16 protein-coding genes, 1 pseudogene and 1 riboswitch are annotated in these 15,179 nt (G+C 53.9%); of the genes and pseudogenes, 14 read left to right on the top strand and 3 right to left on the bottom strand.

The window, feature by feature from the left end; all coding sequences use genetic code 11:
* Window positions 1-24 precede the first annotated feature (24 nt).
* The 8 genes and pseudogenes from H7B67_RS14290 to H7B67_RS14255 all read left to right on the top strand — a co-directional run bounded on the left by H7B67_RS14290 (window position 25) and on the right by H7B67_RS14255 (window position 3,858).
* Entirely contained in the window at window positions 25-324 is a 300-nt protein-coding gene (locus H7B67_RS14290) for an SdpI family protein (protein WP_425353901.1), read from the top strand.
* A 77-nt stretch (window positions 325-401) separates the two neighbouring features.
* Window positions 402-752, top strand: a complete 351-nt coding sequence (locus tag H7B67_RS14285; protein ID WP_185120526.1) for a VOC family protein — start codon at window positions 402-404, stop codon at window positions 750-752.
* Between the two features lie 74 nt (window positions 753-826).
* On the top strand, window positions 827-1,288 hold the full coding sequence (locus tag H7B67_RS14280) for a GyrI-like domain-containing protein (protein WP_185120525.1): 462 nt from the start codon (window positions 827-829) through the stop codon (window positions 1,286-1,288).
* A gap of 36 nt (window positions 1,289-1,324) precedes the next feature.
* A pseudogene (locus H7B67_RS14275) lies at window positions 1,325-1,777 on the top strand (NUDIX hydrolase).
* Between the two features lie 15 nt (window positions 1,778-1,792).
* On the top strand, window positions 1,793-2,044 hold the full coding sequence (locus H7B67_RS14270; RefSeq protein ID WP_185120524.1) for a hypothetical protein: 252 nt from the start codon (window positions 1,793-1,795) through the stop codon (window positions 2,042-2,044).
* 66 nt (window positions 2,045-2,110) lie between these two features.
* Window positions 2,111-2,773 carry an HAD family hydrolase gene (locus tag H7B67_RS14265; RefSeq protein ID WP_185120523.1) on the top strand — a complete coding sequence of 221 codons (663 nt, stop codon included), beginning with the start codon at window positions 2,111-2,113 and terminating at the stop codon, window positions 2,771-2,773.
* Between the two features lie 2 nt (window positions 2,774-2,775).
* A complete protein-coding gene (locus H7B67_RS14260; RefSeq protein WP_185120522.1) occupies window positions 2,776-3,201 on the top strand; it encodes a hypothetical protein in 426 nt (141 codons plus the stop codon).
* Window positions 3,202-3,288: 87 nt separating this feature from the next.
* Window positions 3,289-3,858 (top strand): hypothetical protein, encoded by a 570-nt coding sequence (locus H7B67_RS14255; RefSeq protein WP_185120521.1) that lies wholly within the window; start codon window positions 3,289-3,291, stop codon window positions 3,856-3,858.
* Window position 3,859: 1 nt separating this feature from the next.
* On the opposite strand, the gene H7B67_RS14250 is transcribed toward H7B67_RS14255, so the two are convergent.
* The 3 genes from H7B67_RS14250 to H7B67_RS14240 form a co-directional block, all read right to left on the bottom strand.
* Entirely contained in the window at window positions 3,860-4,324 is a 465-nt protein-coding gene (locus H7B67_RS14250) for a hypothetical protein (RefSeq protein ID WP_185120520.1), read from the bottom strand.
* A gap of 298 nt (window positions 4,325-4,622) precedes the next feature.
* Window positions 4,623-5,318: a response regulator gene (locus tag H7B67_RS14245; RefSeq protein WP_185120519.1), complete on the bottom strand. Its 696-nt coding sequence runs from the start codon at window positions 5,316-5,318 to the stop codon at window positions 4,623-4,625.
* A 14-nt stretch (window positions 5,319-5,332) separates the two neighbouring features.
* On the bottom strand, window positions 5,333-6,874 hold the full coding sequence (locus H7B67_RS14240) for an ATP-binding protein (RefSeq protein ID WP_185120518.1): 1,542 nt from the start codon (window positions 6,872-6,874) through the stop codon (window positions 5,333-5,335).
* Window positions 6,875-7,147: 273 nt separating this feature from the next.
* A riboswitch (cyclic di-AMP (ydaO/yuaA leader) is annotated at window positions 7,148-7,333 on the top strand.
* Between the two features lie 115 nt (window positions 7,334-7,448).
* Here H7B67_RS14240 and H7B67_RS14235 point away from each other — a divergent pair.
* The 6 genes from H7B67_RS14235 to H7B67_RS14210 all read left to right on the top strand — a co-directional run bounded on the left by H7B67_RS14235 (window position 7,449) and on the right by H7B67_RS14210 (window position 14,859).
* A complete protein-coding gene (locus H7B67_RS14235; protein ID WP_185120517.1) occupies window positions 7,449-7,865 on the top strand; it encodes a hypothetical protein in 417 nt (138 codons plus the stop codon).
* A gap of 121 nt (window positions 7,866-7,986) precedes the next feature.
* Entirely contained in the window at window positions 7,987-8,064 is a 78-nt protein-coding gene (locus H7B67_RS31465; protein ID WP_185120850.1) for a potassium-transporting ATPase subunit F, read from the top strand.
* A 37-nt stretch (window positions 8,065-8,101) separates the two neighbouring features.
* Entirely contained in the window at window positions 8,102-9,781 is a 1,680-nt protein-coding gene (gene kdpA / locus H7B67_RS14225) for a potassium-transporting ATPase subunit KdpA (RefSeq protein ID WP_185120516.1), read from the top strand.
* Window positions 9,782-9,800: 19 nt separating this feature from the next.
* Window positions 9,801-11,831, top strand: coding sequence for a potassium-transporting ATPase subunit KdpB (kdpB, locus tag H7B67_RS14220; RefSeq protein ID WP_185120515.1), 2,031 nt, complete (start codon window positions 9,801-9,803; stop codon window positions 11,829-11,831).
* Between the two features lie 22 nt (window positions 11,832-11,853).
* Window positions 11,854-12,468: a potassium-transporting ATPase subunit KdpC gene (gene kdpC, locus H7B67_RS14215; protein WP_185120514.1), complete on the top strand. Its 615-nt coding sequence runs from the start codon at window positions 11,854-11,856 to the stop codon at window positions 12,466-12,468.
* A gap of 75 nt (window positions 12,469-12,543) precedes the next feature.
* Complete coding sequence (locus H7B67_RS14210; RefSeq protein WP_185120513.1) at window positions 12,544-14,859, top strand: universal stress protein; 2,316 nt, start codon at window positions 12,544-12,546, stop codon at window positions 14,857-14,859.
* The last annotated feature ends 320 nt before the right edge of the window (window positions 14,860-15,179 follow it).

Raw genomic sequence — 15,179 nt, 5'->3', positions numbered from 1 at the left:
TTGACTTTTATTATAGCGCTTATTATGTTTGTTGGCGGTGCCATTCTCAAGAAGTATCCCCCTAAGGAAAGGAATGCGATCTACGGGTATCGTACCCAAAGGTCCATGAAAAATATGGAGCTTTGGAACGAAGGCAACCGATACAGCGCGGTAAAGATGCAACAGTACGGGATCCTCTTTTTGATCGCAGGATGTATCCTTAGTTTATTGTTTAAGAGTGTGGTTATTACGTTTCTGTTAATGGGATTGATGGCTCTGACTTTTATTCTATTGTTTGTTCGGGTTGAGAAACGGCTCAAGGAAATGGAGTCGAATAAGGGATGACTCAAACTCCCTGTACATACGAACAAACATTCGGTATGATCGTTATGGGCAATCATTCCAATTATGGAGGAATTCCAATGGGAAGAGTCGTATTGTTTGATCTGAGCAGCCAGGATCCGGAGCGCGCGGCGGAGTTTTATTCGAATGTTTTCGGATGGAAGGTCGGAGAGTCTAATTGGGGGTACTATCCGGTAACGACCGGAGACGATGATAAACCCGGCATCCATGGCGGGATATCGAAGGGCCCTCAGGATTTCCCCCATGGAACAAGGATTCAAATCGCGGTCGATGACATTGAGGATTCCATTCGCAAGTCGGTGGAAGCAGGAGCTCAGATCGTTCGAGACAAGATGGAGTTCGACGAGTTCTACTTGGCTTATCTGGTCGATCCCGTCGGGAACGGGATTGGATTAATTGAATACAAGTAACGACTATCTTAGCGGGATCTGCAGCGGCAGGTCCTTTTTAATGATAATGGGGCAAAGGGGAAAGGAGACGCTATATGGAAGCCCGCATTACGACTTGCAGCTTTCAGTTTGTAGGATTTAAACACTATGGTAGATTTGACGAATATGACAAGCTTGTTGCCCGGGCGTTTCATGATCTTAAAGCCAAGCTTGAGCAAATCTGCTTTGGGACGGACACCACGCTCGCCTTGTACGAGCCTCAACTTGGCCCGGAGCATGTGGAAGGATTTTTCTACGTGGGGATTGTTTGTACAGATAAACCAGCGGAGCTGCCGGATGGTGCTGAATATCTTCGCATCGACGGACGATATGCCGGTGCGAGGGGACAGATCAAGAACATGGGAGCGATCTACGATGATTTGGTCAGATGGATCCAAAGCAACGGACAGAAGCAAATATGGCCTTCCTCCTTATTTATCGAGAGATACGATTTTCCGATTCCGGAAACGGGGCTGACCTTGGAAGAAGAGGTTGAGGTTTTGCTTCCGATCGAATAATGGCACGACTTTACGACTTGAATAAGGAGACACGTCATGGGATACATAGCAGACTTGAGGAAAATGGTCGGAACGAGGCCGATCATCCTGACCGGAGTTACGGTAATCGTTCTTAACGAGGACAAGGAGATCCTGCTGCAGAAACGAACCGATTCCGGGGATTGGGGGACGATCGGCGGAGCCCTGGAGCTGGCCGAATCGTTCGAAGAGGCGGCTCATCGGGAATTGCACGAAGAAGCCGGTCTTCATGCGGGAGAGATGAAATTTGTCACGACGCTATCCGGAAGCGATATGTACTAACAGTATCCTCACGGAGACGAAGTGTATAACGCGATTGTCGTATATGAAGCGCATAAGGTAAAAGGAAACCTCCAGATCAATGACGACGAAGGAACGGAATTGAGGTACTTCAGCTTAAAAGAGCCGATACCCGAGATGAACGTCATGGCCAGGACGATTCTCCGCAAATCAGGCTATATTACTTGGTAAGAAGGAGGAGAAGCATTGTCCTTTTTGGTCTATTTCGTGCTTGCACTGGGCGGCTTGTTCTCGTTAATCGCCATCCTTAACAGCGACGACGATAAGGTGAACGAATTCTTGATCTCGATCGTTGTCTTTGCCATACTGTTTAGCTTAGCAAGGATCAATCATTCTGCGGCGATCGACTCAAATGGAGTTAACGTGGCCCTTATCATTGCGGTCTTTGCTTACGTCATTGTTTTATTTAGGAAGAACGATAGCCGGTGGAATCGCTAGAATCGGAAGGCTCTTCCTTGGAACCGTGAAGATCGTGTGAAACAATTATTTAAGGGGGTGTGGCGCATGCGCGCGTTTATCTTCGACATGGATGGAGTTATTATCGATAGCGAGCCGATTCATTTCCGGCTGGATACGGCAACGATGGAGCATTATGGAGTCGCTATCGCTCCCCATGAGCTGGAGAGGTTCGTCGGAATGACGAATCCGGAGATGTGGGCGATCCTGAAGGAACAGTATAAGCTTGCACCCGACTCAACCGAGATTATTGAGTACCAACTCGGAACCAAGATCGAGTATGTTCAATCTGCGACCATGAGCCCCATTGAAGGAATTCCGGAGCTCCTTGCGGAGCTGAAGGGCAAGCAGATAAGAATCGGATTGGCTTCATCGTCCCCGATCCGGTTTATAGAAGCGGTGCTCCATCGGTTTAAGCTGCAGGAGCTGTTCGATTGTATCGTAAGCGGAGAAGAAGTGGAGCGGGGTAAACCGGAGCCGGATGTTTATCTCGAGGCTGCAAGGCAGCTTGGCGTGGAGCCGAAGGAATGCATCGTTCTCGAGGATTCCCGGAATGGGGTTCGAGCGGCCAAGTCGGCCGGCATGTCCTGTATCGGCTTCGCGAATCCGAACTCCGGGAATCAGGATTTATCGCTGGCCGACGCTATTGTTCATTCGATTAGAGAGATTAATTCGCTGTTTATGGAGGAATTGAGCCGCAAAGGGGGATAAGTTTGAGGAAAATAGCGTTAGCGACGATAATCATTCTTCTCTTCTTCGCAATAGGATGCCAGGGCAATAAGGAGACATCCGAATCGAAATCCTTGGAGTCGATCACTTTAGCGGAAGCTTATCCCGGCGATATTCGGAAGGCGGATAAAGTCGAATTGCTGGATGGCTCATCCGGGGAACGTAAAGTCGTCGAGGATCGAACGGTCATTCAAGCATGGCTTCAACAAATCAAAGATATTCCGCTGTCCCCGGATCCCAATCAGGAGGAACGCGTCGGATATGTGTTCGGGATTACCTTGTACGAAGGCGATGAACGGAAGCTAGGCTTCATCCCGACTCAAATCAACGGCATTTATTACGAGTCCAATCCCGACCTGGATAAACGCATACGAACGTTCTTCGAGCAGCAATTCGGCAGACCGTTCTAACCAATGGATACTTCGCTCCCTACAGCAACCTTTTCCCAGGAATTGTCGTCGTTACTTAAATAACCGAGATTCCAAGGGGGAGTGAAGATGAAGCGGGTAGTGTCGGTCGTGCTATTGGCCGTTCTTATGCTGACAGGATTAATGGCGTTCCCGGAGAGAGAGGCGTCGGCGTGCAGCTGCGCTGCCAGCGGGCCTAAAGAGAAATTGGAAAACTACGCAGCGGTATTCGTGGGCGAAGTCGTGGACAAAGGCGGAACGAAGGGGTCGCAATTCGGCAAGCTGAGAAAATACACGTTCGAGGTCAAGGAGGCCTGGAAGGGAGTCGAGAAGAGCCCATTTTCCATATATGCTTATGACGGCGGGGAAGAATCCTGCGGATATCGGTTCCAAGTCGGGCAATCTTATCTCGTTTATTCCTATCAGGATAAGGACGGAACCCTTCAAACGAACCTTTGCAGCGGCAATGTCCTCATCGATCAAGCAGACGAGGATATTAAACAGCTCGGAATGGGAACGACCGTCGAGGCGAACGAAGGGATAGGCGCGAAGACGAAAGACGGCTATCTATCCCTTTATTATGGTCTAGGTGCGATTCTACTGCTCGTTGGAGCGGTGTATGTTTGGTATTGGAGGAGAAGGAAGAAAAACCTCTTCTGACTTAGAACGAATAATAGGCTTGCGAGCAGTCGAATAGCCAATCTCTCTCCGTAGAAGATAATCGACTCCGTCCATCGAGCCTCAAGCCGCTGTCATTCGGAAGATGACGCGATAAATTAAGAAGGGCGGACTCCGCCAGCCGCTGCCTAACCGTCCCCCAGCATTCGCCGCGAGAGGTAACGTAATCGATAGCTTCTTGTACGGGAAGGCCCTTCAACTGCCGGAAGACGGAAGCATAACGGATCAAGTCGAAGCGCGATGCCGAAGGAGGGAGCCGAAACTCTTCCCAGCCGTTGCTGCCGCCGCAGGAGACCTTGAATAACCCGCAGATCCAATCGGGATCGACACCCGGAAGATGGTCTTCGATAAATTGACGCTCGTATTGGAAAATCTCCATGGAACCGATTCGAGGCTCCGGCAGCGGCTTTTCATTTAATTTAGGCAACGGTTCCGAAAGGATCGGCATGTCGGTCACACTCCAAGTAAAGATTGCTAGCTACTTTCCCAGGCGCAAAGAAGAAGCCCAGAGCAGAGACACTCTACTCCCGGGCTTCTTTATCTTAAATCGGGAACTCAGCGTTTGGAAGGAAATATGTAGTTGTTGATGCGTATGATACGCGAATCCATAAGGATTGTAAAAGGCAATTAAAGCCAATTCGGATGGGGAATCGGCCATCGGCTAATAGGAATACGGTTTATAAGGGAACTGGCTTAAGAATGCTATATGAATTCTACGATATTCTGCGGATTTCTTCAAATTCGCGCTAGTCCCGAGAGAGAAACCGATAGCCGATCCCGGGTTCCGTCACGATAAACTTCGGCTGCGTCGAATCCTCCTCCAGCTTCTTGCGAAGGTGTCCAATATAGACACGCAAGTAATGGCTATCGGATTCCGTATGCTGGCTGCCCCATACTTGCTGAAGCAGCTGGCGCTGCGTTACGACTTTTCCGGCGTTGGAGGCGAGAATTCGGAGCAGATCGTACTCGGTAGGCGTCAGCTTCACGCGTTCGCCCCTTAATTCCACGATCCGCTGCGCAAGATCGATTGTCAGTTCGCCGAATTGAAGCTGCGGCTCGTTCGCCGATTTGGCGGCATGACGAAGAGCTACTCGAATCCGGGCGACCAGCTCGCCCATTCCGAACGGCTTGGTCACGTAATCGTCCGCCCCTCCGTCCAGCGCGGCGATTTTGTCTTCCTCCCGGTCCTTGGCCGTTAGAACAAGAATGGGAACGTGCGACCACTCCCGAATGCGGGAGAGAACCTCCATGCCGGAGAGATCCGGCAGCCCGAGATCGAGCACGATCAAGTCGGGCATCTGCAACGAAGCCTGAAGCACGCCTTCTTCGCCGGTAGACGCTTCGTAAATGGAGTATTTATGAGCCTGCAACGTTACTTTAAGCAGCTTGCGTATTTGAGGCTCGTCGTCGATGACGAGGATTCTCGCCCCATGATCGCTCATCGTGAGCTCCCCCCCTAGCTTTCTATTATGTCCGGATTCGAATCTTCCCTCGTTGGCAGAGGCAGAGCAATCGTGATCACGGTGCCTTGCGGTTCGTTCGGCGAGGCCGAGATCGATCCTCCGTGAAGCTCCGCTATTCCTCGGCAGATGGCGAGGCCGAGCCCCGTTCCTGTCACGTTCTTCGAGGATTTAGCCCGGTAAAATTTATCGAAGATCCGATCGTATTCTTTCTCCTCCAAACCGACGCCACGGTCAGTTACGGTAAGGATCAGCCGATCTCCAGACGTCCGTACGACGATATCGATCACACTGGAGTCCGAACTGTACTTGATGGCGTTGCTGACCACATTAACCAACATCTGTTCGAGCAGCACTTCATCGCCTACGAGCAGCGGGACTTCATCCGGCAGCTTTACCCGAATCTGGCGATGCTGTTGGAATTCCTTGACTTGAGCGAGTGCAACCCCGATCAGATCCTCGACGTCGCACCAATTCCGCTTCAGCTTCAGCATTCCGCTCTCGAGCTGTACCATGCCCAACAGGTTTTGAACCAAACGATTCATTCGAAGAGCACCTTCGCGTATGGTCTGCAGCAATTCCATTCGATCCTCTCCGGAGAACAGCCGATCTCCCTCGATCAGGCTGGTCGCCGAACCGATAATCGCCGCTAGCGGAGTTCGGAGCTCATGCGAGACGGAATCCAGGATCGCGGTGCGCAGCCGTTCGGATTCGGCGGTTAGATGAGCGATCCGAGCTTCCTCCATCAGCTTCATCCGGGCGATCGCGCTCGCCGTCAGGTCGGTTAACGCCTCCAGCAGCCTTTGCTGCTCCGGTCCGAACTCAGCCGTTCTTCCTCCGAGATTCACGGCCAATACCCCGTAGATTCGATTATCCGCCCGAAGCGGAGCATATTGACCCGGATCGTCTCGAAGTGTCTCCGTGCCGAATCCGGCTGCTTCGTTATGATTAAGCACCAATCTGGCGATGGCTTGTCCTTCTTCTCGTTGTCCCCAATTCGAAGCGGCATTGGAAGGAAGGTACAGCTTCAGGCGGTTCTGCTCGTCCGGCAAAAACACGGCTATCTCCGATCCGATGGTCTTAGAGACCTGAAGCGATACGCTGTCGATCAGCGATTGAAGGTCGGTGACCGCGCCGAGCTCCCGGCTAAGCTCATACAAGACGGCAGTGTGCGCTTCTCGCTGCTTGGACAGGAGCAGTTGATGCTTCAGCCTGGACGATAAACTGGCGGTTAACGCCGCAACGGACAGATATACCGCGAAAGAGATCAAGTAGCGAAGATCCGCTACTGTGAAGCTTAGTCTTGGCGGGATAAAGAAGAAATCGAAGGCCAGGACGCTGAGAACCGCCGCGTACAAGGCGGGGCGAAATCCCCATAAAGATGCGCTGAGGAGCACGGGAAGCAAGAAGACGAGAGCGATGTTGACCATATCGAAAGCGGCCTCGAGAGGATGCAGAACGATCGTCATGGCGATGACGATGGCCGTAATTCCAATGTAAGACTTCCACTTCATCCATAGTACGTTCCGATTGCCCATATGAGATCCCTGCCTGCCTGTTTTTCCTAGGTCGATCTCTCCTTAGGTTACTGTAAAAAACGGATAAAAGAAACCGATCCCAGTCGTAAAAATAGTGTAAAAATGATTGAAAAGACGAAAAATCATGAGCATACGAGAGTATTCGGAAGATCGCGCCCTATTTGCATGTCTTCGCAGACGGTTCTTCCGACTATCCATCGAATAGCGTTATTGTGCCGTTTTACAGAAAATCGTTCCAGGAGTACGATACAGTCCATGAATGGAGCGACGATCCATTCGGTAGCGCTGAATGGCCAAGATGGCCAACGGGGGAACCAAAAGCGGCCGTAAGCTTGTGTGAGAGCAAGCCGAAGGTCCGCACGGGGTGAATCCTGCGCGAGTCTCGGCCTCGCGGGGGAAGGGCGACTCTCACCGCCCGAATCCGACAGCTAACCTCGTAAGCGTATGGAGAGAGACAACTTGCTATTCGCGACATCCCGGTTGATTCCGCCGTGTCCCGAAGCCGCGAGAAGAGTTCTCTTCGAGCGGCTTATTTTTGTTGCTTTCTTCGGACATAAATGAGGAGGAGAAGGGTATGGCCCATCGGGACGTCGTGCTCCTATCGGCTCCTACGCTAGCCGGCGAGCAGTTCGCGAGGCTTCTCCGAAACCGCAATATCCCGTTCGCGGCCATCGTGAACAACGGCACCGAGTTCGAACGGCTTTGCGCGATCGGAGCGGAGAAGCTGATTCGGGTAGACACAAGCAAGAGAGAGGCGCGGATCGTTCCATCCATCGAAGTCGGCAAAGTGTACTTGTTCGAGAGAAGCCTGAACTTAAGCTGCAGGTATCTCCAAATCTGCCGCGACTGGACGACGAAACCGATCTACGTGATTACGGAGAGCTCCCAACCGAGGCATATCTACAAAGCGCTCGGAGCCGATTACGTCATTCACAGCCAATCGATCGATCTCTCTTTTCTCGTTACCGACGATTTGAACGCAATGGGTTAAAGGAGGGTTACTATCTTATGCTAGATCTTTATATGGTTCTGCTTCTGGCGGGAGTATTCGGTTTGTTCTACGGCTTTATCGTCTGGTGCGGCCGGGTCGTTGAAGAAGGAGGCGGTAAGCGATGATCGTCATCTCTATTTTGACGCTGCTCGTCTTTCTTTATTTGATCTATGCCTTGGTGAATCCGGACAAATTCTGACGGGCACCTGATAACCTTAGACGCAGGGGGAAGTTCAATGGGTATTTTGCAGATTCTTATCGTTATCGCGATCGTTGTCCTACTCGTAAAACCGTTAGGGACGTACGTCTATCATGTATATTCCAACGATCCGAATAAGACGGACAAATGGTTCGGCTGGTTGGAACGATTCATTTACAGGCTGATCGGATTAAAGAATCGTCCCGGCATGACTTGGAAAAGGTATGCCGTCAGCTTTCTGTTAACGAACATCGTGCTGGTGGCCCTCGGGTATTTGATCTTGCGGCTGCAGAAATACTTGCCGTTTAATCCGAACGGGATCGAGAACATGGAGCAAACGCTAAGCTTCAACACGATCATCAGCTTCATGACGAATACGAACCTGCAGCATTACAGCGGGGAGACGGGTTTGACCTACTTCTCGCAAATGGCCGTCATCATGATGATGATGTTCACGTCGGCCGCGACAGGGTTCTCGGTCGCCATCGCCTTCATTCGCGGAATTACCGGCAAGGGCGCGACAATCGGGAACTTCTTCGAAGACTTCGTGAAGTCTCATACCCGCATTTTTATCCCGGCCGCGGTCGTCGTTACCCTGGTTCTCGTCGCGCTGCAAGTGCCGCAGACGCTTGACCCGGTCCTGACGGTAAAGACACTTGAAGGAGCTTCGCAGAACATCGCCATCGGCCCGGTCGCTTCGCTGGAATCGATCAAGCACCTGGGTACTAACGGAGGCGGCTTCTTCGGCGCGAATTCCGCTCACCCGTTCGAGAATCCGACCCCTTTGACGAATGTAATCGAGATCCTGTCGATGTGGCTGCTGCCGGCCTCTCTTCCATACGTTTATGGCCGCTTCGCCAAGAACACCAAGCAAGGTTGGGTCGTATTCGGCGCGATGATGACTCTGTTCGTGGGCTTTCTATCGCTTATTTATTTCTCGGAACTTCGCGGCAACCCGGCAATGAACGTTCTGGGCATCGATGCTTCCCAAGGCAGCATGGAAGGCAAGGAGGTTCGCTTCGGCATTCCGCAATCCTCGTTGTTCTCCGCGGTAACGACGGCAGCGACGACGGGAACGGTCAACAATATGCACGATACGCTTACTCCGCTCGGCGGACTCGGGACCTTGGCCGAAATGATGCTGAACGTCGTATTCGGCGGCAAAGGCGTCGGTCTCGTCAATATGCTGATGTACGCGATCCTTGGCGTGTTCCTGTGCGGACTCATGGTCGGACGGACGCCGGAGTTCTTGGGCAGGAAGATCGAGCCTAGGGAAATGAAGCTGATCGCCATCGCGATTCTTGCGCATCCGTTTATTATCCTGGCGCCGACCGCCATAGCCTTCCTGACCGATCTCGGCCAAGGCTCCATTACGAATCCCGGCTCGCACGGCATCTCGCAGGTCCTCTACGAGTATACGTCCTCCGCGGCGAATAACGGATCCGGCTTCGAAGGCTTGGCCGATAACACGCCGTTCTGGAACCTCACGACGGGGCTGGTCATGCTGCTCGGGCGCTATATCTCCATGATCGCCATGCTGGCGGTCGCCGGGTCACTCGTCCGCAAGCAATGGGTGCCCGAGACGATCGGCACGTTCCGGACCGACAACGGATTGTTCTACGGCATACTGATCGGCACGGTGCTCATTATCGGGGCGCTGACGTTCCTGCCCGCCATCGTGCTGGGACCGATCGCCGAGCATTTGAAGCTAGGCTAAGGATGAGGTGAAATCATTCATGAACGCAAAACGCAAGTCGATGTTGAATTCCGCGATCGTAGGACGCGCTGTTAAAGACAGTTTTATTAAGCTAAATCCGATCGCCATGATGAAGAACCCGGTCATGTTCGTGGTGGAGGTAGGCACGGCGATCGTCCTGCTGATGACTCTATTCCCCGGTTATTTTAACGCCAAGGACGACATCGGATTCAATCTGACGGTATTTTTTATACTGCTCTTCACCGTCCTGTTCGCCAATTTCGCGGAAGCGTTGGCGGAAGGCAGGGGCAAGGCGCAGGCGGATTCTCTCAAACGGACGAAAAAAGAAATTACCGCGAACAAAATGACCGGCAGCACGATCAAAGTCGTTCCGTCCACGGAGCTGCGCAAAGGCGATATCGTTATCGTCTCGCATGGAGAAATGATTCCGGGTGACGGGGAAGTCATCGAAGGGCTTGCTTCGGTCGACGAATCCGCCATAACGGGCGAATCCGCTCCGGTAATCAAGGAGGCGGGCGGAGACTTCGGCTCCGTCACCGGCGGAACCCGAGTTGTCAGCGACCGGATCGTCGTACGTATTACGAGCGACCCGGGCGAATCGTTCATTGACCGGATGATTGCCCTCGTCGAAGGCGCCAAACGGCAGAAAACGCCTAACGAGCTGGCGCTGAGTACGCTGCTGGTCAGCTTGACGCTAATTTTCTTAATCGTTGTCGTGACGTTGGGACCGATAGCCGGTTATCTGGATATCGATCTGCAGGTGCCCGTCTTGATCGCGCTGCTCGTCTGCCTTATCCCGACGACGATCGGCGGCCTCTTGTCCGCCATCGGCATCGCCGGCATGGACAGGGTCACCCAATTCAACGTGCTGGCGATGTCCGGCAAAGCGGTCGAAGCGGCCGGGGACATCAATACGATGATCCTCGACAAGACCGGCACGATCACTTTCGGCAACCGGATGGCGAGCGAGTTCATCCCGGTTGGCGGTGAGAGCGTGCAATCGGTAGGGGAATGGGCGGCTATCGGCTCGCTCCAAGACGAAACTCCGGAAGGTCGCTCCGTGCTCGAGCTGATGAAGAAGCTGAAGCTGAACGCGAACGAATCGTTGGCCGCGGGAGGAGAGTTCATCGAATTCAAGGCCGAGACCCGCATGAGCGGCATCGATCTGAAGGACGGACGTAAGGTTCGCAAAGGCGCCGTCGATGCGGTCAAACGTTGGGTGGTCGCGCAAGGAGGCGCGGTTCCGAAGGATTTGGATTCTCATGGCGATTCGATCGCCCGGGAAGGCGGAACGCCTCTCGCCGTCGCGGTAGACAACCGGATTTACGGGCTTATTTATCTGAAGGACACGGTAAAGCCAGGCATGCGCGAACGGTTCGACGAGCTTCGCAGGATGGGCATCAAGACGATCATGTGCACCGGCGATAACCCGCTGACCGCGGCGACGATCGCCCGCGAAGCGGGAGTCGACGAGTTCATCGCCGAGAGCAAGCCGGAGGACAAGATCGCCGTCATCCGCCGCGAGCAGGCGGAAGGCAAGCTCGTCGCCATGACCGGCGACGGCACGAACGACGCTCCCGCGTTGGCTCAAGCGGACGTCGGCCTCGCGATGAACAGCGGGACGATCGCGGCCAAGGAAGCGGCGAACATGGTGGACCTCGACTCCGATCCGTCCAAGATCATCGAAGTCGTCTCCATCGGCAAGCAGCTGCTCATGACGCGCGGCGCCTTGACGACGTTCAGTATCGCGAACGATATCGCCAAGTATTTTGCCATCATCCCCGCGATGTTTATCCTGGCGATTCCGGAGATGAGCGTGCTCAACGTGATGAGCCTCGGATCCCCGATGTCGGCGATTCTCTCGGCGTTGATCTTTAACGCGATCATCATTCCGCTGCTTATCCCGCTCGCGATGAAGGGCGTCGCCTACAAGCCAATGAAAGCGACCAAGCTGCTTAGGCGCAATATCCTGGTCTACGGCATCGGCGGCGTGATCGTTCCGTTCATCGGAATCAAGCTGATCGATCTCGTCGTTCATCTTTTGGTCTAGAAAGACCGATTGGAGAGATACCATGAATCATACAGCCAGCAATGCCAACTGCTCGGAACCTTCCGGTAAACCGATTATCTTTGTCGCCTTACGCGCAAGCATCGTGTTCATAATCCTGTGCGGCATCCTTTACCCGCTCGCGATGACCGGACTTGCCCAGCTCTTCATGCCGCATCAGGCCAATGGCAGCCTGATCAAGGATGCCTCCGGCAACACGGTCGGCTCCGAGCTGATCGGACAATCGTTCGTCGATCCGAAGTACTTCCAAAGCCGCGTCTCCAGCATCGAATACAAGGCGGAGGCTTCGGGCTCCAACAACTATGCGCCTTCCAATCCGGATATGCTGAAGCGAACGCAGGATTCGATCGCCGCATGGCAGAAAGAGAATCCGGACGTACCGATCTCCGAGCTGCCGATCGCCCTGATCACGAACTCCGGCTCGGGACTCGATCCCCATATTACTCCGCAGTCGGCCGAAGTGCAGATTCCGAGAATCAGCAGGCTGACGGGAATCCCCGCGGGACGGCTGGAGCAGCTGGTCGACAAGCATACCGAGGGACGCGATCTCGGCATCTTCGGAGAACCGCGCGTAAACGTACTGAAGCTGAATATCGATCTCCAAACCTTACTTCAATAAAGAGAAGGCGTAATACCCTGCCGGTCGATGGATAATCGGGCAGGGTATTCGCGCATTCGATCGGGGGAACGGATCATGGATAACTTTCGCCGCCGAACGCCGGAGGAGCTGCTCTATTCGATCTATAAAATCCAGAAAGGCCGTTTGAAAATCTACCTCGGCGCCGTCAACGGCTCGGGCAAAACCTATCATATGCTGCGGGAAGGACAGGCATTGAAGAAGCAAGGCATCGACGTGGTGCTGTGCGCGGTGTCGACGATGCAGCGGCCGGAGACGGTGGAGCAGCTGGAAGGGCTGGAGCGCATTCCGAGCATCCATTGGACGGTAGGCGATACGGAGAAAAAGGATTTGAATCTGGAAGAGCTGGTGAGGCGCAACCCGGAGGTCGTTCTTGTCGACGGTCTCGCGCACCGGAATCGGGAGGGAGCCCGATTCGCGACCAGGCTGGAAGACATTCAATTCCTTCTGAACGAGGGCATTAGCGTCATTACGACGGTTAACGTCTTCGAGCTGGAAGGAGCGACCGAGATCGCCCGCAAGCTGACCCGCATCGACGTCGAGGAGACCGTTCCGGCCGACACCCTGGAGCTGGCGGACGAAGTGCGGCTCATCGACGTCACTCCGGAGACGATGTTGGAGCGTATCTCGGCCGGCCATATGAAGACTTCCAATCGCAGTCTCTACGACAGAGGCAACCTGGGCAAGCTTCGCGAGATTGCGCTTAGAACGGTTGCCGAAGGCGTCAACGAATCGCTGGAGAGGCACCGGGAGGAGAACGGGCTGCTCGGTCCGTCTGGAGCGGCGGAGCGTATCCTCGTCTCGGTCCAATATCACTGGAACGGATCCATCTACGTGCGTCGCGGGCAGCAAATAGCAAAGCGCCTAGGCGGAGATTTAAGAATCGTATCGTTCGTCCGTCCCGGCCGCAAGCTGACGGAGGAAGCCGCCGCCTTCAAGCGGTCGATCATCCAACTTGCGGCCAAAGTGGAAGGGCAGTTCGAGGAGCTTCCGCTCGCGAATCGAAGAGCATTGGCCTCCGAGTTGGTCCGGTACTCCGCGCGGAACAACGTGACGAGAATCGTGATGGGCCATTCCAAAATGGGCGCTTGGCAGGAATGGCGCAAAGGTTCGGTCGTGAACGGCCTGCTTCGCCGAATCCGGAATACCGATCTCTTCTTCGTAGCCGATCGGGCCGAGAGGGAAGGAGAGCGGATCCTTCCGACCAAGAGCCGGAAAGAAAAATACTCCGAACGATATCGGCGCAAGACCCGCATCGAGGTAGAGGAGCAGATCGAGAAGATTCGCCGGGGTAAGTTCAAGGTCTACATCGGAGCGGCTCCCGGCGTCGGCAAGACCTATACGATGCTGAGAGAAGGCAACGACCTGCTGAAGAAGGGAATCGATGTCGTCATTGGTTTATTAGAAACCCACGGGCGCCAGGAGACGGGAGCGCAGATCGGCTCTCTGCAGGCGATCCCGAAGAACGTGCTCCAATATCGCGGAACCACGTTGGAAGAAATGGATCTGGACGCAATTAAAGCGAGAAATCCCGAAGTCGTTCTGGTCGATGAGTTGGCCCATACGAATGTGCCGGGAAGCACCAACGCCAAGAGATATGAGGATGTGCTGGAGTTGCTGAACGCGGGCATCTCGGTTATCTCCACGATGAACGTGCAGCATCTGGAGAGCCTGAACGACGCGGTCGAGCAGATTACCGGCATCCGCGTCCGGGAGACCGTCCCCGATCGAATGCTTCGCCTGGCGGACGAGGTCCAGCTGATCGACGTCGCGCCGGCTTCTCTGCAGCAGCGAATGGCGGAGGGGAAAATCTACGCGATGGACAAAGTCGACCAAGCGCTGAATTCCTTCTTCAAGACGGGTAATCTGATCGCCTTGCGCGAGCTCGCACTTCGAGAAATCGCGGACGACGTCGACGAGAGGCTGGAGTCCTGGGAGCGGCGTGAAGCGTTGCGGGGTCCTTGGCGTCGGCAGGAAACGATCTGCGTAGCCGTAACTTTAACCTCCAATGCGGAGAGATTGATTCGCCGCGGGTTCCGCATCGCTCACCGTTTGAAGGCGGCTTGGTACGTCACTTATGTCCAATTGGAGAATCAAAGATCGGAAGAGGCGAGCCGAAGGCTGGAGAAGCTGCAGGAGCTGACCGTGCGATTGGGAGGCAAGTTCGAGGTTCTGGCGGCCGAACATAGCAAGAAGATCGCTTCTACTTTAATCGCGAAAGCGAATGAATACGGAGGGACGCAGATTATCGCCGGCCAATCGGCTCGCGGCTTCTGGTATCGGTTCCTGCGCGGCGATGTCGTACGAACGATTCTTCGGCGCGCAAGGCATATGGATGTTCTCGTCGTCGCCGATTATGGTCGGATGACTTAAGAAACCGTAAAGGGACCCAAATAATTCCACCCCATGTTATAATGTTGAGATAAGGGTGATACGACCCGCTTTCAGCATGGGAGGAAGGCAATGTCATCTCTACTTTTGTTGTTCTGTGTAGGCGTTTTTGTTTGCGTAGTTCTCTATAACCTCATTCGCAACGCCATCAACAATTCCAAACTGGCCTGGGAGCTCGAAGAGATCAAAGAACTGTTAAAAGCGATGCAGCCAGCTCAAGCGCCTGCTCCTTCCACCGAACCACTCGTGCAGCCAATCGTAGAGGGTGTAGATACGTACCCATGTCCCGTCTGCGGAAGTGC

Source organism: Cohnella thailandensis (assembly GCF_014212135.1).
In the GTDB taxonomy this organism is placed as follows: domain Bacteria; phylum Bacillota; class Bacilli; order Paenibacillales; family Paenibacillaceae; genus Cohnella; species Cohnella thailandensis.
The sequence above is the reverse complement of the archived record's forward strand: the minus strand, read 5'-3'. Positions and strand labels throughout refer to the sequence as shown.

Coding starts and splice junctions, on each gene's coding strand:
- H7B67_RS31465 (WP_185120850.1), top strand. CDS start 7,987: ATGATCGTCATCTCTATTTTGACGCTGCTCGTCTTTCTTTATTTGATC.
- H7B67_RS14210 (WP_185120513.1), top strand. CDS start 12,544: ATGGATAACTTTCGCCGCCGAACGCCGGAGGAGCTGCTCTATTCGATC.
- H7B67_RS14250 (WP_185120520.1), bottom strand. CDS start 4,324: ATGCCGATCCTTTCGGAACCGTTGCCTAAATTAAATGAAAAGCCGCTG.
- H7B67_RS14280 (WP_185120525.1), top strand. CDS start 827: ATGGAAGCCCGCATTACGACTTGCAGCTTTCAGTTTGTAGGATTTAAA.
- H7B67_RS14265 (WP_185120523.1), top strand. CDS start 2,111: ATGCGCGCGTTTATCTTCGACATGGATGGAGTTATTATCGATAGCGAG.
- H7B67_RS14290 (WP_425353901.1), top strand. CDS start 25: ATGTTTGTTGGCGGTGCCATTCTCAAGAAGTATCCCCCTAAGGAAAGG.
- H7B67_RS14245 (WP_185120519.1), bottom strand. CDS start 5,318: ATGAGCGATCATGGGGCGAGAATCCTCGTCATCGACGACGAGCCTCAA.
- kdpA (WP_185120516.1), top strand. CDS start 8,102: ATGGGTATTTTGCAGATTCTTATCGTTATCGCGATCGTTGTCCTACTC.
- kdpC (WP_185120514.1), top strand. CDS start 11,854: ATGAATCATACAGCCAGCAATGCCAACTGCTCGGAACCTTCCGGTAAA.
- H7B67_RS14285 (WP_185120526.1), top strand. CDS start 402: ATGGGAAGAGTCGTATTGTTTGATCTGAGCAGCCAGGATCCGGAGCGC.
- kdpB (WP_185120515.1), top strand. CDS start 9,801: ATGAACGCAAAACGCAAGTCGATGTTGAATTCCGCGATCGTAGGACGC.
- H7B67_RS14255 (WP_185120521.1), top strand. CDS start 3,289: ATGAAGCGGGTAGTGTCGGTCGTGCTATTGGCCGTTCTTATGCTGACA.
- H7B67_RS14235 (WP_185120517.1), top strand. CDS start 7,449: ATGGCCCATCGGGACGTCGTGCTCCTATCGGCTCCTACGCTAGCCGGC.
- H7B67_RS14240 (WP_185120518.1), bottom strand. CDS start 6,874: ATGGGCAATCGGAACGTACTATGGATGAAGTGGAAGTCTTACATTGGA.